This is a genomic window from Kitasatospora sp. NPDC005751, from assembly GCF_040630835.1.
Classification (GTDB): Bacteria; Actinomycetota; Actinomycetes; order Streptomycetales; family Streptomycetaceae; genus Kitasatospora.
The window spans coordinates 15803-35332 of the sequence record NZ_JBEXYC010000035.1 but is presented as its reverse complement, the minus strand read 5'-3'; the positions used below and the strand labels follow the sequence as shown (position 1 = coordinate 35332).

Genomic DNA, 19530 nt, shown 5'->3' with positions numbered 1-19530 from the left:
ACCGGCGTGACCGCTCCCGGGAGCCCCCATGTCCCGAACGCTGCACCGCTTCGCCGACCGGACCGCCCTGGTCACGGGCTCGTCGCGAGGCCTCGGCCTGCTCATCGCCCAGGAACTCGCCCGGCGGGGCTGCCGGGTGATGCTCTGCGCCCGCGACCCGCGTGAGCTCGGATTCGCCGAGAGCCGTCTGCGTGCCGAGGGCGCCGAGGTGGCGTCCGTGGTCTGCGACATCACCGACGAGTCCGCCCCGCGCGCGTTGCTGGACGCGGTGCACGACCGCTTCGGGCCGCTGGACGTGCTGGTCAACAACGCCGGCATCATCCAGGTCGGCCCCTTGGACGCGCTGCGGGAGGAGGACTTCCGCGAGGCGATGGAGACGATGCTCTTCGCCCCCTTGCGGCTGACCCTCGCGGCCCTGCCCGACCTACGGGCCAGTACGGCCGGCACGCTGGTGAACATCTCCTCCGTCGGCGGACGCATCGCCGCACCCCACCTGCTCCCGTACGCCACCGCGAAGTTCGCCGCGGCCGGCCTGTCGCAGGGACTGCGGGCCGAACTCGCCGCAGCGGGAGCCGGAGCGGGCGAGGGGGCCGGGGTCAGTGTCACCACCGTGCTGCCCGGCCTGATGCGGACCGGCTCGCACACCGCGGCCCGCTTCCACGGCAGGCCCGGCGCCGAGTACAGCTGGTTCGCCGCGGCGGCGTCGCTCCCCCTGCTGTCCATGGACGCGGAGCGCGCCGCCCGCGCCATCGTCCGCGCCGCCGAGCGCCGCAGGCCCGAACTCGTCCTCACCCCGGCGGCCAAGGTGGGCGTCCGGCTCCAGGGCCTCGCTCCCGCCACCACGACCCGCCTGCTCGGCCTCGCCGCACGGATCCTGCCGGGGCCGGGGCAGGACCCGCGCCGCAACGTCCGCGGGTCCCGGGCCGCGGTCGACTCGCCGCTCCCCGCAGCCGTCACCGTGCTCGGCGACCGCGCGGGGCGGCGCTTCGGCGAACCCGGACCCGGCCGCTGACGAGTTCCGGGCGGACCCCCGATCCCGGCGGCGTGTCCGGTCCGTCGCCGCCGGCACGCGCCGGGTCGCCCCGGGTCGCGCCGGCGGAGCGGCCGCCGCCGGTGGCGGTTCGACAGCGCTGCGGCGTCAGACCAGCCGGTCGCGATCGCGGGCCGCGACGGCGCGCACCCGGGCGGCGAACTGACCACGGCTGCGCTGCTGGTGCAATTCCTCCGCGGCCTCCTCGTCGTCCTCGTGGGCGGGGGTCTCCGGGGTCGCGTCCTCGTCGTGGTCGGCGTCGGTGTACTGGTCGTGGAGGAGCCAGCAGCCGTGGATGCCGGCGAGGAGGTCTTCGAGGAGGTCGCGGGCGGGGCGCCGCGGGTCGAGGGGGGTCAGGCGCAGGCCGGTGTCCTCCGGGGCGAGGCCCTCGTCGCCGTCGTCCTCCGCGTACTCGGCGAGGGCCTCCTCGAAGTCGTTGAGCTGGTCCCGCAGGGCGGTGGGGTCGGGCAGCAGACCGTCGGCCACCTGCAGGGCGTGCCGGACGAGCCCGGCGACGGCGTCGTGCGGGGACGCTCCGGCGTCGATGAGTTCGAGGACGAGGGTGGGGGTCTCGTGGGCGAGCGCCTCGATGGCGTCGGCTTCGAGCACGACGGTGGCGCGGTCGTGGCCGGAGGCCTCGGCGGCGATCTCGGCCGCGGCGGTGAGCCAGTGGGCCGCGGCGACGGCCGCGGCGGTGGGGTCGATGCCGGAGAACAGCTCAGCGGGGCCGAACGGGTCCTGACGGAAGAGGTGGTCGGCGGCGGCGACCTGGGCGGGCGAGGCGTCCTCGCGACTGAGCAGGACGGCCTGCTGGGCGCGGCCGGAGAGGTCGCCGAGTTCGGCGCTCTCCACGGCGGCGAGCTCCTGGGCGGCCTCGGCCAGGACGGTGGCGGTGAGTTCCGGGTCGCCCAGGGCCACCAGGGCGCGGCCGATCCGGTTCGCGGACTCCACCAGGGGGCTGTAGGAGACGGTCAGCATCCCGCCCTGGGGCAGGTTGGGGCGGGCGACGGCGGCGGCGACCTCGCCGAAGGCCTCGCGCTCCCGCTCGCGCCGCCATCCCTCGCTGCCGGACTCCAGGGAGTCGGCGGCGCTGGCCGGGTGGGTGTAGGTGCGCCAGGCCGCCTCGGACAGCTGGGTGAGCGTGCCGGCCAGGCGCAGCAGCGCGGCGGTGTCGGCCTCGGCGGGAAGGACGGCGACGCGGGCGGAGAGGTCGCCGCCGCCGGTTCCCCAGGCGGCGATCAGCTCGTGTCGGGCGGGGTCGACACTGTAGCGGGTCATGGCGGCGCTCCTTCGGATCGTGTCGGCGCACCGACTGGCCTGAGGTGATTCTGGCGTGCGCCGCGGCCGGGGGTGAGCTTTTCCGCCCGGTGACGCACCGCACGGGGACGGGGTACTTCGGCGGAGCCTGCGGCACCCAGCCGACTTCGTCGGTGCAGCTCGTCCTCGGCTACGTGAGGTCCTTGCGCATCAACGTGCACACGGTCTCGTACCGTTCGACCGAGCCCTCCGCGGTCTCCACCTCCCAGGAGTCCGGTTCGCGGCCGTAGGCCCGGTAGCCGAGCCGCTCGTAGAGGGCGCGGGCCCTGGGGTTGCCCTCCTCCACGCCCAGTTCGGCCACCGTCAGGCCCCGGGCGGTGATCCGGGCCTCCGCGGAGGCGATCAGCAGAGTGCCGATGCCGCACGACCGGAGCGCCGGATGGACGCCGAGCTGCCAGAGCGTGCCGGCACCGCTCCTGACCGTGTAGTCGACGCCGCCGATCGCCACCGGCAGGCCGGCGGGCCCGTGCACGGCCAGGTAGTCGACCTCACCGCGCTCGGCCCGCCGCACTTGGTCGGCGAGCCGGCGCACGTGCAGGGCGGAGCCCGCCCAGCCGCACGAGGGCAGGTCCTCATGGGTGAGGTCGCGCACGGACAGCGAGACCCTGATGTCGGTCACCTGGACCACCTCCAGCCTGAGAGGCTCCACCACACGTCGGCGAGGCGCAACACCATTCGGGGCATCCGCCCCGGGGGCGGGGCGTTCGTCGCTCGTGCCGCGTGGCGCCCGGCTGGGTCAGGGGGTGGCGGGAGGCGGCGTCGCTCCCGTGGCGAGCTGCGCGCGGACCCGGGCGGCGAGAGCGGACATGTCGGCCGGGAACCGGGCTTCGAGGTCGATGCCGGTCTTCTCGGCGATCACCAGGAGGGAGAACAGGCAGTCCGACAGCTCGTGGGCGAGCAGCTCGCGGCCGCCCGCCACGTCGGTGCGGTGGCCCTCGTGGGCCATCACCGGCTTCGCGAGGGCCCCCACGTCGCCCACGGAACCGAGCGCGTGGTCGGTGAGGTCCCACCGGCGGCCGAGCCGCTGCTCGTTCAGCCGGTCGTAGGACTCGCGGACTTCGAGCACCGCGTCGTGCAGCCGCTCCCGGTCGGACATGGTCGGCTCCCGTACGGACGGCGCCGGGCGTGCGTCGCCATCACGTCGACGCGCGCCCGGCGATTCACCTGAGTCGCTGTCAGTCCCCGTTCTATGACGCCTCGTCAGTCCTGACAAGTCGAGTCCCGGTCGAACCTCTTCCGAGGGGTTCACCCTGCGGTACGTCGTGCCGTTCGATGGCGTCGTGGGTCAGCACCGGTGGGCGGCTTCGCCCCGACCCCGTTCGGCGGCGGGGTCGGGGCGATGGTGGCCGCGTTCAGGCGACGTTGTCGCGCCGACGGCGGCGGAGGAGGGCGAAGGCGCCACCCGCGAGCGCCAGGGCCACGCCCGAACCGCCGACGAGCACGGGTGTCGAGGAAGGGGTGGCTGCCGACTTCTTCGCGACGCCGTAGCCGCTGGACATGCCCGTGGTGTCGTACACCGAGCCGGGCAGCTTGTCGGCGTAACGGGCCTTGACCAGCTTCTGGTAGGCGCTCAGCGAGACCGCCGACTGGCCGTCCAGCCCCTGCCGCGCCTGGTCGTTGAGGGGTTCGACCGTGGTGAGCTTCAGCTGGTACCAGCCGCGGATCTGCGGCTCGGAGAACACCAGCGTCCCCACCGTGGCACTGCCCGCGAACGTGGCGTCGCTGTCGCCCTCGCGCACGGCCGCCAGATGCCACCCGCCGCCCTGCGTGGGGGCGAGCATGACGGTGGCGTTCCGCCCGTTGACCGGGGCGTTCAGCGCGGAGACCAGATAGCTCAGCTTGACCGCCTCGGTGGCGATCGGCAGGGACGTCCCCGCGGCGAAGCCGGGAGTGATCTCGTTCAGCGCCAACGGGTCCTTGACGGTGAACGTCGGCAGGCCCTCGCACGGGTCGGCCTTGTCGGGGATCGCCTGCGGTGCGCCGACCGCGTCCCCCTGGGGCACCGGCACGCTGAGGAAGCGGCAGATGGTGGCGCGGACGTCGGCCGACTTCACCAGGTCGAGGGCGGCCTGGTAGTCCGGGATGTCCGCCGGGAGCGGGTCCATGGGCGCGGTCGCGTGGGCGGGGCCGGCGACTGTCAGCAGCGCGGCCGCGCTCAGTACCAGGACGGTGGTCAGGCGGGAGCGGCGGGAGGCCGCCCCCTTGCTGGACGTTCTTGCTCGGTGCATGCCGCCTGCCTTAACGGGAGATGCCGATCCGGGAGTGGGTCCACTTGAACGAGCTGTTGCTGACGTAGTCGTTGTAGTTCCACCACGTGTAGGTGGCGGTGTCCGGCCACGGGTCGGCGACGGCGATGGTGTTGTTCGACGTGTCGAAGCCGTAGACGACGTTCATGTGGCCACCGCCGGACGTCCACCCGATGCGGGCGGCGACCGGGCGGGCCGCCTTGACGTCGGTGTAGACCTGGTTGAACGTGGCCGCGCTGTTCAGGCCGGAGCCGGGGTGGGCCATGCCGAGGCTGTTCCAGCCCCTGGCCATGTCGTCGAGTGTGGCGGGCTGGTTGTTGCAGCCGTAGGAGGGCTGGGCCCGGGTGCAGAAGTCCGTCTGTGTGCTGCCGTAGCCCTGGAACTTGGCGATCGTCAGCCCGGAGGCGACCCAGCACCACTGGGTCTTCTCCTGTTTGTACATGCCGATGTTGTCCTGCCCCGCCTCGGCGTGGGCCGGGCTCCCTACGGCGGCGAGCAACCCCGAAACCGTCAGTGCGGCGGCCATCGTCGTGGCCGCGAACGTGGATCTGCCCATCTTCCTGCCTTCCCGCGAAGGTGCGATGCGTGCCGGGGATCTTGCGCAGCTATGACAGCACGAATTCGCGCTGTTACCCATGGTGTGTATAGAAACTGCACCTACAAGGACGAATCGTCATATATGCAGGGCAGACGACGCCGAGGACCTCACACCGGGGCAGGTGATCCCCGCGGTGCGGTCCCACGGCGGGGCCGGGGCGGGCGCGGGCGTCATCGCGGTTCACCCGGCCGGCGGGAGCGCGGGGGCGGCGGGGGATCGAGGCGGACGAGGTGGTGGTCGACTCCGCCGTCCGGCCGGTGCACCGTCCGGTAGGCGTACGGGGCGGCGCTGCCGGGGAGGACGGCGACGCCCTCCTCCACGACGTTCTGCTGCCGCGCGATCGCGCGCAGCCGCAGGTCAGCGTCGTCCGGCAGGTGCGGGTCGGGCGGTCGGCGGTGTCGGCCCACCGGTCTCACGCGCCGACGAGCGCACGCGGGTCGGACCCTTCGCCGCCCCAGCCGTGGGTGGAGAAGCCGCGGCCCCCGCCCCGGTAGAGCGTGAGGGCGGCGTGGGCGGTGGCGAACATCGGCAGCGGTGGCGCGTCGACCGGGGACCAGTGGGCGCCGAGGTGCTTGTCCGGCTCGGCGTTCGTCAGTTCACCGCTCCAGGCGGTGGCGAGGAACACCGACAGCAGGAACGGGCCCTCGCCGTCCCAGCCCTGGCGGACCTGGATCGTGTGCACGAGCCATAGGCCCCCGGGATCGGTGATCAGCCCGGTCTCCTCCCGCAACTCGCGGGCGGCGGCCTCGTCGAGCCGCTCGCCCTCCTCGACCTTGCCGCCGGGGATCGTCCACGCCGGCGTCGCGTGCCAGCCGTGCGCGGCGTAGCGGAGCGTCGCGACCAGATCTCGGTGCTGGTCGTGGACGATGACGGACACGGCCTGGCGAAGGATCTCCACGGTGCTACCTCCGGGACTGCTCGGCTGACGGGGACTCGCGGTGGTCGGCGGGGTGCGGCGGTGCACCCGTGCTCAGGCCGGCCGGCGCGCCGTCTGGCCGGCGGTGAGCGTCAAGTGAGCTGTGGACGGGTCGAGTTCGCTTGGTCACCTCGGGTCGGGTGGCGTCTGATGATGGTGCTGTTCGAGTGCGGCGTTCAAGCGGATTTCCGTCGGGCGTGCCCGGGGCGAACGGGGACTTTTCGAGCACCCCCCGCGCTTCCGGGGACACCCCGAGGTGGTCGCGAGGGAGTGCGGCGAGGGTGGCGGAGCCCAGTGCGCGGGCGGCGAGCGCGCGTTCGAGCACTGGCGGACCGTGCGGCTTCGCGCCGGTGGCGGGTGCTCGTCGGGTGGGGAGGGTGCGCGGCGGACAGCCGTCGGCGGATTCACCCGTTCGGCTGGCGAGCTGCCCGGGAAGGTTTGGGGCGTCGGTATGTCGGGGTCGGGGGTCGGTCCGCAGACGTACCGCCCGCGGACCTCCGGGTCGCCGCCGAGATCGGGGAGAGTCGCCTGATGGAGCGTCAAAATGACGATTGTGCCCGCACCTTCCTTGCGACGCCTTTAAGCTTCCGCTGAATGGCGGGTGCTCCGTCACTCCACACGGCTCCTCAGGCGGCCGGGCGTAGGCCTCTCGACGATGAGAGTGGGAATGACATCTACAAGTGATCGGTTGAACGGCTCCGCGCGCGGGCCGGGTTGGGGGCGGTCGGGTTCGCCCGGCCGCCGGGCCGTGGCGAGAACCGCGGCAGTGGCACTGGGGATCGCGGGCTGCTCGCTGGCCGTCGCGCCGGCGGCGTTCCCGCAGTCCGGCGACGGGTCGGTGACGGTCCGGGTGGTGCGGGCGGTGGACACGAGCGGGGTCTGGACGCCGGCGCTGGAACCCGGCCTCGCGGGTGTCACGGTGACGCTCACCGATGACGCAGGCACCGCGGTCCAGGGGGCGACGGCGGCGGACGGCACGGTCACCCTCGCCCCGGCGGCGAAGCTGTCCGGCGGCAAGTACCGCGTCCAGGTGGTGAATCCGAAGCCGGGCGTGCTGTTCCCGGCCTTCGCCTCCCGGGAGGGACTGGACGGCGCTCCGAACAGACTGAGCAGCAACGAGGAGTTCGTCGACCTCTCCGGCGGCAAGAACGTCGCGTTCACCACGGGGCTGTGGAACCCCGGTGACTACTGCCAGAAGAACGCACCGCTGGTGACGACCTGTCAGCCCACCTCGCGCGAGGGCGGCGCCCAGCGCACGCTGGTGTCCTTCCCCTACAGCGCGCGCGGCCAGGACGGCGTGGACGTGAACGTCACGGACATCGCCACCGACGCCGAGACCGGCACGCTCTACGGCATCGGGTGGAACCGCTCCGACCGGCGGGTGTTCTCCTCCGCGCTGGCCAAGCGCACCACCGACTACGGTCCGGGCGGCGCCGGGGCGATCTACGTCACCGACCTCGCCCAGAAGAGGACCACCCTGTTCACCACCGTCCCGGAGGCCGGTGCGACGGTCCACGGCGGTGGCACCGACGACGCCTTCCTCGGTGTGCCGGGCAAGGAGAGCCTGGGCGGCCTCAAGATCACCGATGACGGTCGGGACCTGTTCGTCGTCAACCTCAACGACCGCAGGCTCTACCGCTACGACGCCACCGCGCCCACCGCGGCGGCGCCGAAGGCCTCCTACGCCGTCCCGGATCCGGGCTGCCCGGCGGCGGGGGACTGGCGCCCCTTCGGCCTGGGCCTCCAGGACGGCAAGGGCTACCTCGGCGGGGTGTGCTCCGGCGAGTCCACCGGCAAGGTCGCCGACCTCCGCGCGGTCGTCCTGCCGTTCGACCTCGCCACCGGGGTGTTCGGCAAGCCGGTGCTGGACCAGCCGCTCGACTACCCGCGGCAGTCGACCGTCGGCGGTGGCCCGTGCGACGGCGCGGGCTGGTTCCCGTGGACGAGCACCTACCCGACGTCGCAGAACGGCAATCCGTGCGGCGCCTCCACCATCGCCAACCCCGAGCCCGAGCTGGGCGAGATCGCCTTCGAGAGCGACGGCTCGATGCTGCTGGCCTTCCGCGACCGCTTCGCCGACCGCGCCCCGGCCGCCCCCGCACCGGGCTCCGTCGCCGTCGTCATGTCCGGCGGGGACCTGAACAAGGCCTGCCCGGCGGGCGGCACGTTCCTGCTGGACACCAACAACGGCTGCGGGCTCTCTCCCCGGGGCACCCGGTTCTTCGACACCAGCTGGGGCGGCCACCGCAACACGGCGTTCGCCGGCATGGCGCTCTCCAAGGCCGAGAACACCATCGCGGTCTCCGCCTTCGACCCCAACCACACCGCCTTGGGGTACGGCACGTCGTTCCTCCAGCGCGACGGGAAGCAGGACCCGAAGTTCGGCCTGCGGCTCAACCCGCCGGGAACGGTGGCCCCGTTCGGCAAGGGCGCGTCGATGGGCGACCTGGAGGTCCTCTGCGACCAGGCGCCGCTGCAGATCGGCAACCGGGTCTGGTACGACCCGGAGCGCACCGGCGTCCAGCGCCCGGGCCAGCGCCCCGTCCCGGGCGCGACCGTCCACCTCTACGACGAGTCGGGGAAGCTCGTCGGCACGACGAGGACGACCGCCCGCGGCGAGTACTACTTCGACGACTCCGACGTGGACGGCGGCCTCAAGCCGCGCACCAAGTACACCATCAGGCTGGACAACCCGGCCGACTACGCCAAGGGCGGCCCCCTGTACCAGTGGGTGCCCACCGACGCGGACGTCGGCGACAACCACTTCATCGACTCCAAGGGCGTCGTCCCCGACGGCGGACGGTTCCCCGAGCGGGCGTTGACCACCGGCGGGCCGGGCGAGAACGACCACACCTTCGACTTCGGGTTCCGCCGGCAGGAGGGCGCGCTGCGCCTGGTCAAGCACGACCAGGACGGCAAGCCGCTGGCGGGGGCGAGGTTCCAGCTGTGGCACGAGACGAACGGCACCGACGGGCTGCAGCTCACCGGTGACAAGCCGGACGCGAAGCTGGGGAGCCCGTGCACCACCGGCGCCGACGGCCTGTGCCGGGGCGCCGGTGAGCCGGGGACGTACTACTGGCAGGAGCTCAGCCCGCCCGAGGGCTACGCGGCGCCGGACACGACGGTGTTCGGTCCGCTGGTGCTGACGTCCGAGAACCTCGCGGAGGGCGTCTCGGTCACGGCGGTCAACCGGCTGCTGCCCAGTCCATCGCCTACCCCGTCGCCCACGACGCCGGCCGCGACGCCGACCCCGACGGAGACGGCCGGCGTACCGCCCGCGTCGAACCCGCCGGAGCCGCCCGTCGTGCCGGCCGCCGCACCGGGCCCGCCGCGGCCCGCGCCGGGCTCGCCCCTGGCGAGCACCGGCACGGGGCCGCTCGTACCGATGGCCCTCGTCGCCGTGGGGCTCACGGCGCTCGGCGGGGTGCTGGTAGGACTGCGCGGGCGTAGGGCCCGGCACCGGTAACACCCCGGCCCGGCCGTCGCAGCCCGACGGGCCGGCGGCCGGCAGGGGCGGATCGGGCGGGTTCGCGGACCATCGGGTTCGCGAACCCGCCCGAGTGTGTCACCGACGTGAGAGAAGGCATGGTCATGGCCCGGAGCAAGTCCGGCGACAAGACGGCCGGGCGGAAGCCCGGTGACAGTACGGCCGGGACGAAGCGCGGCGACAAGACGGCCGGGAGGAAGCCCAGCGGTTTCACCGCCCGGTGGAAGTCCGGCGGCGCCCGCGCGCCGCGGCGGGCCGGCTGGCTCCGGGTGCTGCTGGCGGTCACCGTGTGCGGGGCCGCCACGGGCGGCGTGGTCGTCTACCGGAACGTGTCCGACAGCACCACCAGCCGACCGGTGACCGTCGACGAGGCATCGCGCATCGCGGTGTCGCGCCTCAACCTCTACCAGGCGAGCCCGGCGACGGTGACCCTCACCGCCGCCGAGGGCGGTGGCGTGATGGTGCGGGTGGAGGGGGTCGTGGACTACCGCACGCACCGGGCGGCGGGCCGTTACCGGGTCACCGGGCCCACGGGTGAGCTGGACCACGGGCTGATCGTGTGGGACGGCGCCGGCCTGGGGCTGGCGCCGCAGGCGGGTGAAGGCGGCGGCCCGGCCTGGCAGCAGGCCGAGCACATCCCCCGCCCGGGCTGGTCGCCGCGCGGCTACACGGCGGACCCCCTGGACTCCGGCCTCCAACTGCTGATCCAGCTGGGCGCGGACCGGCCCGACAACCCGTTGCTGCTCGCGCAGTCCGGTCCGCGATGGCTGGGCCGCGACCTGATCGACGGCCGGAGCTACGACCGGTTCTCCGGGCCGCGCTCCGGCGACGCCGCGCACGGGGCGGGGGCCGACGGTGAGTTGTCGCCGCTGACCTACTGGATCGACGGCGACGGCGGTCTGCGGCGGGTGACGATGCGGATGCCCGGCCTCGGCACCCCGACGACCGTCGAGATCACCGGGCGCGACGAGGCGGCGAAGTTGCCCGAGGCCCCCTGGGCCGCCGGCTGACACGGCGCCGCCGGCCGGGCGCCGCTGGGTCCCCCCGGGATCCCCGACCGGCGGGCAGCGCTGTCGGCCGGTCGGGCTCAGTTCGGCTGCGGCATGGCGGCGACGTCGGTCGGCAGCGGGTAGCGGTTCGGATCGACCGGTCCGGGCAGGTCCGTCGCCGGGCGGCCGGGCGCGGAGGGATCGGGCATCGACGGCTGGGCGGGCGGCACGGGCACGGAGTTGAACGGTGTGCCGGGCGGTGGTTCGACGGTGGCCGGCCGACCGGCCGGGACGGCCTGGCGCGCGGCGGCGCCGCACCCGGCCACGTCCTCCAGGCCGTTCGGGCTCTGCGTCGCGGGCGAGTTGCCGGTGAAGCAGTTCGCGGGATCGGTCGAGGCCAGCACGAGGTCGACGCCGTTGGCCGTGGCGTGGTTGCCCTCGACGCGGTTGCCGACGGCGGGGTGTCCGGGCGGGTCGGTGATGACGACCCCGGCCGCGCGGTTGTCCCGGACGAGGTTGCGCAGCACCTGGTTCGCGGTGCCGCCGCCGATGCCGATGCCGATCCCGAAGCCGCCGTCGGCCTGCTCGGGCGAGTCCGCGGCGTTGTTGCCGGCGATCACGTTGCCGGCGATCACCGCGCCGTGCTGCGGGGCGAGGGCTTCCAGGTCGTTGGAGTTGACCGTCACGCCGACGCGGTTGCCGACCACGCGGTTGCCGAGCACCGTGAGGTTGTCCGAGGCGTTGGTGATCTCGATGCCGACCGCGTTGCGTTCGACCGTGTTGCCGCGCACCAGCGTGTCGCAGGGCTTGCACTGGCCGACGTAGATGCCGGAGTCGGCGCCGCCGGAGGCGTAGGAGTCCTCGATGACGCCGCCGCGCGCGTCGAAGGCGTAGATGCCGTAGAGCCCGTTGTTGTACGCCGTCACCCGGGAGGCCCGGAAGCCCTGCACCGGCGGGAAGCGGACGGTGTCCAGCGGGTCGTAGGCCGAGCCGCCGGCGCCGCGACGCTGCAGTTGGTCGTCCGTGACCCCGGTGAACAGGACGCCGTTGGCGAGGTAGCCGCGGACGGTGAGGTTCTCCACCACCGAGCCGGCGCCGGTGACGGTGATGCCGTTGACGAGCCGCACCCCGCCGTCGAGGACCACCGCGTTCCGGTCCGTGCCGCGCACGACCACCCGCGGCACGGTGACCCGCACGCTCTCGCGGTACACCCCCGGCTGGATCAGCACGGTGTCACCCTCACGCGCGATGTCCACCGCCTGCTGCACCGTGGCGAAGTCCTCCGGTACGCGAACGACGTTCCCGGCCGGATGCGGTTTCCCGGACGGCTGGGAATCCGTCGCCGAGCACCCCGTCGCCGCCACCGCGACCAGGGTGACCAGCACCGACAGGCGTCCCGGCAGCGTCGCCCGGAATGCGGCGGGCCGGGCGGACCGAGCGGACAACAGGCGCTGAGGAGAGGGGATTTGCATGATACGTGTTCTATCGTCTCCAATATCGGCCATGCATACCGAACCGGGAAATCCGCAGGAACCGGCACGACCAGCTGCGGCCGGTTTGGGACGCAGGGCCGTGCTCGCGGCGGGCGCGGTGCTGGCCGCCGGGATCGGCGCGGCCGCCGAGGCGCTGGCGGGCGACGTCCTGACACCGGACGACCGGTCGCACCCCGCCGGCCCGCCGCCCGGGTCGGCGGTCCCCTTCCACGGGCCCCGGCAGGCCGGGGTGACGGAGCCTCAACTGCCTGTCGCACAGCTGCTGTCGTTCGACCTCCCGGCGACCACCGCGGCCGCGGACCGGCAGACCCTCCGCGCCGTCCTCGACGCGCTGACCCGCACCCTCTCCGGCGCGGCCGCCGGTACGCTGCCCGACCCGCGCCTGGGGACGGGCGTGCCGACCCGGATCGCCTCCCTGGTCGGCGTGGGTCCCGGACTCGCCTCCCGGCTCGGCCTGAACGTGCCCGCCGGACTGGCCGACCTGCCGCCGTTCCCCGGCGAGCGCCTCGACCCGGCGCGCAGCCACGGCGATCTGGTGGTCCAGCTGTGCTCCGCCGACCGCTGGACCCCGACGGTCGTCGCGGAACTGGCCACCGCCGCCGCGAAGGCCGCCGGCCTCGTCCCCCGCTGGACCCAGTCCGGCTTCCTGCCCCTCACGCCCCGGGGCGTGACACCGCGGAACCTGTTCGGCTTCAAGGACGGCACCGCCAATCCCGACGACGACGCCGCCCGGCAGTGGGTCTGGGGCCCGCCGGGGCCGCACGAGAACGGGACCGTCCTCGTGTACCGCCGGATCCGGATGGACGTCGACGGCTTCGCGGCGCTCCCCGGGGAGCGGCAGGACGCGGTGATGGGCCGCCGCGGGGGCGACGGCGTCCCGCTCACCGGCACCGCCGAGCACGACGACCCGGACATCTACGCCAAGAACCCGGACGGCTCCTACGTCATCCCCGCGTCCGCGCACGTCCGCCTCAGCAGCCCCCGTCTCGACGGCGGCGCCCGGATGCTCCGCCGCAGCTACAGCTACGACGACGGCCTCGACGACCGCGGCCTGCTGTTCTGCGCCTTCATGCGCGATCCCGCCCTGTTCACCCGGGTCCAGAACCGCCTGGCCGAACGCGACGCGCTGGGCCCGTTCGTCGAGCACCGGGCCTCGGCCGTGGCCTATGTGCTCCCCGGCGCCGCACCGGGCGGGACGCTCGGCGAACCGCTCTGGGCGTAGGGCCACCGGCGGTCGCGCCCGCCGGGCCGAGACCCTTCACGGGTGATCCCGGTTCGCCCCGGTTCGCCCGTTGAGTCAACCCCGGTCCGGGCGCACGAGACGGCCCCGCCCCCCGAGACCGCGGGGGCGGGGCCTGGCGCCGGTCAGGTGCCGCGGGGTTCCTCACAGCTCCCGGACCTGCGGCGGGTTGCCGCCGGAGGAAATGGAGAGCGTCCCGTGCTGGATCTGGAGGTTGCTGTTCCTGACCAGCATCCCGTTGCCCTTGGCCATCGAGACGCTGCTGTCGCCGTAGGTGACGGCGATGCCCTGGGCGAAGGTCACCCACTGCGTGAACTCGTTGATCCCGTAGAAGAGGATCCGGTCCGGCATGGTGACGAACATCCGCTCGCCCTCGTGGTAGAGCTTCATCCCCCCGGTGGCGGTGAGCAGACCCTTCACCCGCACTCCACCGGTGACCCAGGCCTCACCGGAGACGCGGGCCTGCTCGGTGCGCAGCACGCTGAGATCGGCCTCGCCGGCGGTGACGGTGCCGAGTTCGTGGCCGCCGTCGCGCAGGACGCGGACGCCGTTGGCGGGGAATTCGATCCAGCCGTCGGTGGTGCTCCGGCCCTGGACCCACTTGGTGTTGATGCCGTTGAGGTCGGCCTTGTCGCCGGCGATGACGCCCCATTCCTGGCCGCCGTCCTTGTGGACGTCGATGCCGTTCTGGGGGAAGTCGATCCAGCCCTTTCCGCCGTCGCGGTCGCCGACCCACGTGGTGTTCAGGCCGTTCAGCTCGGCCTTGTCGGCGGTGAGGGTGCCGAGGCCCTGGTTGCCGTCCTTGTGGAGGGTGGCGCCGGGCTGGGTGAAGTCGATCCAGCCCTTCCCGCCGGCCCGGCTGCCCGCCCAGGTGGTGTTGACACCCTCCACGTCGGCCCGGGCGGCCGTGAGGACGCCCAGGTCGCTGTTCGTGCCGTGGTACACGTTGACGCCGATGTCCGGGAAGGTGATCCAGCCGGCGCTGTCGGTCCGCCCCTGGACCAGCCGGGTGGTCACGTTGTCCACGTCGACCTTGTTGGCCCGCACCGTCCCCAGGTCGCGCTTGGCGTCGCGGACCTCCAGGCCGTCCGCGGTGAAGGTGACCAGGGCCTTGTTCGCCGTCCCCTCGATCCACGGCGTGCGCGTCCCGCTCTCGAACTCGGGGACGAGCGCGTGGACGGTGGTGGTGAGGAAGTACCCCCGCTGCTGCCCGCCGCCGGGGGCCTTGGCGACCAGGGTGTACGTGGTGCCGCGCTTCGGGGCGGCGGTGGGCCAGCTGTAGTCCCGGTGCGCCCCCGCGGCTCCCTGCACGGCCGGCTCGCGGTGGACCTCGGCCCCCGTCGGATCCAGGATCGCGTAGTCGAGACCGGTGGGCCCGTCCCACTGGAGCACCAGGGTCTCGCCCGCGTCCCCGTTCACCAGGGACCGCTGCGCGCGGAAGTTGCGCGGGACCCTCGGCGCCTGCTTCACCAGGCCCAGGGTGGTGGTGCAGTGGTCCCGCCGCATGGGTTCGTTGGCGTCGCCGCCGCCGGCCTTCTCGCGGATCTCCAGGAGGGTGAGGCCCGCGCCCTCGGAGACCGGGATGTTCTCCAGCTTCAGGATCAGCGCCCCGTGGCTGCTCAGGAGCGCGTTCTTCCTCGTCGGGGGCTGCGCCTGGGAGAGCTGCGCCCGGAAGTGGCCCTGGGCGCTGTCCCAGCGGAACTCCAGCGCGTCGTCGAACGGGCTCTGGTACGTCCGCTCGACGCTCGCGGTGACCGCCGCGGCGTTGTCCGTCAGGTCGGAGGACATGGCGAGCAACGGCATCACCACGTCGATGTACTCCCACTCCACCTGGGACTGGTGCGTGTTGGAGACGATCACGTAGACCGTCCCCAGGGAGGGTTCGTCCTGGAGCGACGCCTGGAGGGACGTCGGATCGGCGACGAGCTCGTAGTGCAGCAAGGATGACACAGCGCGGACTCCCTACCTCGGTGTTCCACACGACGGGGCGGCCGACAGGACGGGTGCCAACCGGCCCATCGACGGTAGGCACCGTCCTGCGGCCCGGGTGTCGCGATTGCCCGGAGCTGGCCCGAACCGGTCGTCGTCTGGCCTGAACTCCCTTGGAAATCAAGAGGGTTAGGGTGATCGGTGGTTCGTCCGGGGCGGGAGCGGAGTCCAGTCGGGACCTCGCAAACACCCCTTAGGCCAGGAAGCCCCGGAGCAGGGCGGCCGTCCCGGCGAGGTGCTCCTCGGTGGCGCGGCGGGCGGCCTCGCCGTCGCCGTCCAGGATCGCCCGGACCATCGCCCGGTGCTGGTCGGCGGCGTGCTCGATGTTGCGGTCGAGCATCGGGATGGCGTTCAGCAGGTCGTTGAGGCGCATCCGGGCCTCGGCGATGCCGGTGGCCAGCGTGCGCGAGCCGGTGAGTTCGCCGACGGCGAGGTGGAAGCGCGAGTCCAGCTGGCGGTACCGCTCCGCGGGTGCGCCCTCCAGGTCGGCCAGCCGACGCTCCAGGTAGGCGCGCTGGTCGGGGGAGAGGGTGCGCCGGGCGGCGGCCTCGGCGGCGCCGGTCTCCAGCACCAGGCGGTAGGTGAGCGCGTCCTCCAGTTCGCCGCCGAGGTCGCGGACGGCGCGGCGCAGCTCGCCGACGTCCGGCGGCGGCATCCGATAGGTGACGAAGGTGCCGCCGTAGCGGCCGCGGCGCGACTCGACGCAGTCGGCCTCCTGGAGCGTGTGGAGGGCCTCGCGCAGGGTCTCGCGGCTGACCCCGAGCCGGGCGGCGAGGTCGCGTTCGGCGGGCAGCCGGTCGCCGTGCCCGAAGACCCCGAGCTTGATCGCCTGCAGCAGGCGTTCGACGGTCTCCTCGAAGGCGTTGCCGGTCCGGACGGGCCGGAAGATCGCCCCGGCCTGCCAGTCCAGGCGCGCCTGTTCGCGTGCTTCGTCGACGTCCACGCCGGAATCGTACCTATGAGCGCCCTCCGGCACGCACCTTCCGACTCGCGCCCCCGGAGCCCTTGACGCGGCCCTGCCGCTGGGTGAACGATGCTGCTCACCCACCTCAATGGTCTGGTTCCAGACCATTGGAGAGCCGCCCGACCGTCTGACCCGCCGGGAGCCGCGCACCACACCGCCGTGGTCGCGCACGGCCCGGCACACCCTCAACCCCCAGGGGTGCCCATGACCGACGAACGCTCACCCGACCACCCTGCCCCGCCGGTGTTTCCGGACGGCGCACCACTCGTTTCCGCCGACGAACAACGCCTCCGCGAGCTGGGCTACACCCAGGAGCTCGCCCGCTCGATGTCGGGATTCTCCAACTTCGCCGTCTCCTTCTCCATCGTCTCGATCCTGTCCGGCTGCCTCACCCTGTACGGGACGGGGATGAACGCGGGCGGACCCGCCATGATCATCTGGGGCTGGCCGGTGGTCGGTCTGCTGACGCTCTGCGTCGGGCTGGCGATGGCCGAGATCTGCTCCAGCTACCCGACCGCCGGGGGCCTCTACTACTGGTCCGCCAAACTCGCCCGCAGCCGGGGCCCGGCCTGGAGCTGGTTCACCGGCTGGTTCAACTTCCTCGGCCAGGTCGCGGTCACCGCCGGCGTCGACTACGGCGCCGCCTTCTTCACGAACGCCTTCCTCAGCCTCCAGTTCGGCTTCGCGGCCGGCCCCGCGCACACCGTGGAGATCTTCGCCGTCATCCTGGTGCTGCACGGCCTGCTCAACACCCGGGGTGTGCGGCTCGTCGCCTTCCTCAACAACCTGTCCGTCTGGTGGCACCTGGTGGGCGTCGCCGTCATCGTCGGGGTGCTCGTCCTCGTGCCGGACCGGCACGCCTCCGCGTCCTTCGTCCTCACCGAGTTCGTCAACAACACCGGCTTCCACAACCAGCTCTACGTGGCCATGCTCGGTCTGCTCCTCGCCCAGTACACCCTCACCGGCTACGACGCCTCCGCGCACATGACCGAGGAGACCCAGGACGCGGCCCGCTCCGGCCCGCGCGGCATCGTCAACGCCATCACCGTCTCCCTGGTGGCCGGCTGGATCCTGCTGCTCGGCATCACCTTCGCCATCCGCGACTACGACGGCGCGCTGCACAGCGACACCGGGGTGGCGCCGGCCCAGATCTTCATCGACGCGATCGGCACCAACGGCGCCGAGCTGCTCCTGCTGATCGTCATCGGCGCCCAGTTCTTCTGCGGCATGGCCTCCGTCACCGCCAACTCCCGCATGATCTACGCCTTCTCGCGTGACGGCGCACTGCCCGGCTCCGCCCTCTGGCACCGCATCGACCCGCGCACCCAGACCCCCACCAACGCGGTCTGGCTGGCGGCCGGTGGCGCGCTCCTGCTCGGCCTGCCCGCGCTCTGGAACTCCACCGCGTACACCGCCGTCACCTCGATCTCGGTCATCGGCCTGTACATCTCCTACGTCATCCCGGTCTACCTGCGGCTGCGCCAGGGCGAGGCGTTCCCGCGCGGCCCGTGGCACCTGGGCCGCTGGAGCCGGGTGATTGGCACCGTCGCGGTCGGCTGGACCGCCGTGATCACCGTCCTGTTCATGCTGCCCACCGTCAGCCCGATCACCGCCGAGAGCTTCAACTACACGCCCGTCGCCGTCACCGTGGTGGTCGGCTTCGCCGGCCTCTGGTGGCTCGCCTCCGCCCGCCACTGGTTCACCGGCCCCCGCATCCACGAGACCCCGCCGGGGCCCGCCGCACCGGACGCCGAAGACGCCGAACTGGAGATCCGTTGAACAGCAGGCTCACCCTCGACGAGCTGCGCGCCCGCGTGGCCGACGGCTCCGTCGACACCGTCGTGCTCGCGATGACCGACATGCAGGGCCGTCTCCAGGGCAAACGCGTCGCCGCCGGCTACTTCCTGACCGACGTCGTCCCGAACGCCGCCGAGGGCTGCGGCTACCTGCTCGCCGTCGACATCGACATGAACACCGTGGACGGCTACGACATCTCCTCCTGGGAGAGCGGCTACGGCGACCTCACCCTGCGCCCCGACCTCGCCACCCTGCGCGCGGTGCCCTGGCACCCGGCCACCGTCATGGTCCAGTGCGACATCACCCAGCACGACGGCACGCCCGTCGCCGTCTCCCCGCGCCAGGTGCTGCGCCGCCAGCTGGACCGGCTGGCCGGGTACGGCTGGCAGGCCCAGGCCGCCACCGAGCTGGAGTTCATCGTCTTCCGGGACACCTACGAACAGGCCTGGGACAAGGACTACACCAAGCTCACCCCGGCCAACCAGTACAACGTGGACTACTCCGTCCTCGGCACCGGCCGGATCGAACCCCTGCTGCGCAGGCTGCGCAACGGCATGGCGGGCGCCGGCCTCACCGTGGAGTCGGCGAAGGGCGAGTGCAACCTCGGTCAGCACGAGATCGCCTTCAAGTACGCCGACGCCCTCACCACCTGCGACGACCACTCCGTCTACAAGACCGGCGCCAAGGAGATCGCCGCGCAGGAGGGCTACAGCCTCACCTTCATGGCCAAGTACGACGAGCGCGAGGGCAATTCCTGCCACATCCACCTCAGCCTCCGCGACGAACAGGGCGCGCCGGTGTTCGCCGGGGACCGGCCGAACGGATTCTCCCGCACCATGGAGCACTTCCTGGCCGGACAGCTCGCCTGCCTCGCGGACTTCGCGCTGCTGTTCGCCCCCACCGTCAACTCCTACAAGCGGTACGTACCCGGCAGCTTCGCGCCCACCGCGATCGCCTGGGGACGGGACAACCGCACCTGCGCCCTGCGGGTGGTCGGCCACGGCCCCTCGCTGCGCTTCGAGAACCGCGTCCCCGGCGGCGACGTCAACCCCTACCTCGCGGTCGCCGCCCTGATCGCGGCCGGCCTGCACGGCATCGAGCAACAGCTCGAACTCGAACCGGAGTTCACCGGGAACGCCTACGCCTCCGACGCCCCCCGGGTACCGGCCAACCTGCGCGACGCGGTCACCGCCTTCGAGCGGAGCGCCGCCGCGGGCGAGGCCTTCGGCAAGGACGTCGTCCGCCACTACGCCCACGCCGGCCGGGTCGAACTCGCCGCCTACGACCGGGCGGTGACCGACTGGGAGCGCCGCCGCGGCTTCGAACGGCTGTGACCGCGCCCGACGACCCCGACCGACACCGACGACCCCGCCCGACACTGATGCCCCGCCCGACACCGACCCGACCCCGGGCGACCGACACCGACACCGACGACCGAGCCCGACACCGACACCGACCCCGCCC

The 19530-nt window shown here is 73.0% G+C and carries 16 protein-coding genes; 6 read left to right on the top strand and 10 right to left on the bottom strand.

Translation table 11 applies throughout. The annotated features are described in order from the left end of the window. Nucleotides 1-28 precede the first annotated feature (28 nt). Nucleotides 29-1012 (top strand): SDR family NAD(P)-dependent oxidoreductase, encoded by a 984-nt coding sequence (locus ABZ497_RS25600; RefSeq protein WP_359808533.1) that lies wholly within the window; start codon nucleotides 29-31, stop codon nucleotides 1010-1012. Nucleotides 1013-1138: 126 nt separating this feature from the next. Here ABZ497_RS25600 and ABZ497_RS25595 read toward each other — a convergent pair whose 3' ends face one another. The 7 genes from ABZ497_RS25595 to ABZ497_RS25565 all read right to left on the bottom strand — a co-directional run bounded on the left by ABZ497_RS25595 (nucleotide 1139) and on the right by ABZ497_RS25565 (nucleotide 6089). Continuing rightward, nucleotides 1139-2308, bottom strand: coding sequence for a hypothetical protein (locus ABZ497_RS25595; RefSeq protein WP_359808532.1), 1170 nt, complete (start codon nucleotides 2306-2308; stop codon nucleotides 1139-1141). A 169-nt stretch (nucleotides 2309-2477) separates the two neighbouring features. Next, the gene (locus ABZ497_RS25590) at nucleotides 2478-2966 is read right to left on the bottom strand and encodes a GNAT family N-acetyltransferase (protein WP_359808530.1); all 489 of its coding nucleotides are present in this window, start codon (nucleotides 2964-2966) and stop codon (nucleotides 2478-2480) included. 117 nt (nucleotides 2967-3083) lie between these two features. Continuing rightward, the gene (locus ABZ497_RS25585) at nucleotides 3084-3443 is read right to left on the bottom strand and encodes a nucleotide pyrophosphohydrolase (RefSeq protein ID WP_359808528.1); all 360 of its coding nucleotides are present in this window, start codon (nucleotides 3441-3443) and stop codon (nucleotides 3084-3086) included. Nucleotides 3444-3699: 256 nt separating this feature from the next. Beyond that, nucleotides 3700-4575 (bottom strand): hypothetical protein, encoded by an 876-nt coding sequence (locus tag ABZ497_RS25580; RefSeq protein WP_359808527.1) that lies wholly within the window; start codon nucleotides 4573-4575, stop codon nucleotides 3700-3702. A gap of 10 nt (nucleotides 4576-4585) precedes the next feature. Continuing rightward, a complete protein-coding gene (locus ABZ497_RS25575; RefSeq protein WP_359808525.1) occupies nucleotides 4586-5149 on the bottom strand; it encodes a papain-like cysteine protease family protein in 564 nt (187 codons plus the stop codon). A gap of 212 nt (nucleotides 5150-5361) precedes the next feature. After that, nucleotides 5362-5598: a hypothetical protein gene (locus ABZ497_RS25570; protein ID WP_359808523.1), complete on the bottom strand. Its 237-nt coding sequence runs from the start codon at nucleotides 5596-5598 to the stop codon at nucleotides 5362-5364. Nucleotides 5599-5603: 5 nt separating this feature from the next. Continuing rightward, nucleotides 5604-6089, bottom strand: a complete 486-nt coding sequence (locus ABZ497_RS25565) for an NUDIX domain-containing protein (protein WP_359808522.1) — start codon at nucleotides 6087-6089, stop codon at nucleotides 5604-5606. A 784-nt stretch (nucleotides 6090-6873) separates the two neighbouring features. Here ABZ497_RS25565 and ABZ497_RS25560 point away from each other — a divergent pair. Both ABZ497_RS25560 and ABZ497_RS25555 read left to right on the top strand, forming a co-directional pair. Further along, complete coding sequence (locus ABZ497_RS25560) at nucleotides 6874-9573, top strand: SdrD B-like domain-containing protein (RefSeq protein ID WP_359808520.1); 2700 nt, start codon at nucleotides 6874-6876, stop codon at nucleotides 9571-9573. Nucleotides 9574-9698: 125 nt separating this feature from the next. After that, nucleotides 9699-10604 (top strand): hypothetical protein, encoded by a 906-nt coding sequence (locus ABZ497_RS25555; RefSeq protein WP_359808519.1) that lies wholly within the window; start codon nucleotides 9699-9701, stop codon nucleotides 10602-10604. 77 nt (nucleotides 10605-10681) lie between these two features. Here ABZ497_RS25555 and ABZ497_RS25550 read toward each other — a convergent pair whose 3' ends face one another. Then, nucleotides 10682-11968, bottom strand: coding sequence for a right-handed parallel beta-helix repeat-containing protein (locus ABZ497_RS25550; protein ID WP_359808517.1), 1287 nt, complete (start codon nucleotides 11966-11968; stop codon nucleotides 10682-10684). Nucleotides 11969-12140: 172 nt separating this feature from the next. Here ABZ497_RS25550 and ABZ497_RS25545 point away from each other — a divergent pair, with 172 nt between their 5' ends. Beyond that, the gene (locus tag ABZ497_RS25545) at nucleotides 12141-13298 is read left to right on the top strand and encodes a Dyp-type peroxidase (protein WP_359808516.1); all 1158 of its coding nucleotides are present in this window, start codon (nucleotides 12141-12143) and stop codon (nucleotides 13296-13298) included. A 162-nt stretch (nucleotides 13299-13460) separates the two neighbouring features. On the opposite strand, the gene ABZ497_RS25540 is transcribed toward ABZ497_RS25545, so the two are convergent. Together ABZ497_RS25540 and ABZ497_RS25535 are read right to left on the bottom strand one after the other, a co-directional pair. Beyond that, nucleotides 13461-15266, bottom strand: a complete 1806-nt coding sequence (locus ABZ497_RS25540; protein WP_359808515.1) for a hypothetical protein — start codon at nucleotides 15264-15266, stop codon at nucleotides 13461-13463. 232 nt (nucleotides 15267-15498) lie between these two features. Next, nucleotides 15499-16248, bottom strand: coding sequence for an FCD domain-containing protein (locus ABZ497_RS25535; RefSeq protein WP_329485424.1), 750 nt, complete (start codon nucleotides 16246-16248; stop codon nucleotides 15499-15501). 348 nt (nucleotides 16249-16596) lie between these two features. On the opposite strand from ABZ497_RS25535, the gene ABZ497_RS25530 reads away from it, so the two are divergent. Next, nucleotides 16597-18048, top strand: coding sequence for an amino acid permease (locus tag ABZ497_RS25530; protein ID WP_359808569.1), 1452 nt, complete (start codon nucleotides 16597-16599; stop codon nucleotides 18046-18048). After that, nucleotides 18045-19400, top strand: a complete 1356-nt coding sequence (locus ABZ497_RS25525) for a glutamine synthetase family protein (RefSeq protein ID WP_329485423.1) — start codon at nucleotides 18045-18047, stop codon at nucleotides 19398-19400. The genes ABZ497_RS25530 and ABZ497_RS25525 overlap by 4 nt, the downstream gene beginning before the upstream one ends. The last annotated feature ends 130 nt before the right edge of the window (nucleotides 19401-19530 follow it).

Bases quoted from the DNA above. Each gene is read 5' to 3' on its own strand.
- ABZ497_RS25555 (WP_359808519.1), top strand. From the start codon at position 9,699: ATGGCCCGGAGCAAGTCCGGCGACAAGACGGCCGGGCGGAAGCCCGGT.
- ABZ497_RS25600 (WP_359808533.1), top strand. From the start codon at position 29: ATGTCCCGAACGCTGCACCGCTTCGCCGACCGGACCGCCCTGGTCACG.
- ABZ497_RS25580 (WP_359808527.1), bottom strand. From the start codon at position 4,575: ATGCACCGAGCAAGAACGTCCAGCAAGGGGGCGGCCTCCCGCCGCTCC.
- ABZ497_RS25575 (WP_359808525.1), bottom strand. From the start codon at position 5,149: ATGGGCAGATCCACGTTCGCGGCCACGACGATGGCCGCCGCACTGACG.
- ABZ497_RS25530 (WP_359808569.1), top strand. From the start codon at position 16,597: ATGTCGGGATTCTCCAACTTCGCCGTCTCCTTCTCCATCGTCTCGATC.
- ABZ497_RS25595 (WP_359808532.1), bottom strand. From the start codon at position 2,308: ATGACCCGCTACAGTGTCGACCCCGCCCGACACGAGCTGATCGCCGCC.
- ABZ497_RS25585 (WP_359808528.1), bottom strand. From the start codon at position 3,443: ATGTCCGACCGGGAGCGGCTGCACGACGCGGTGCTCGAAGTCCGCGAG.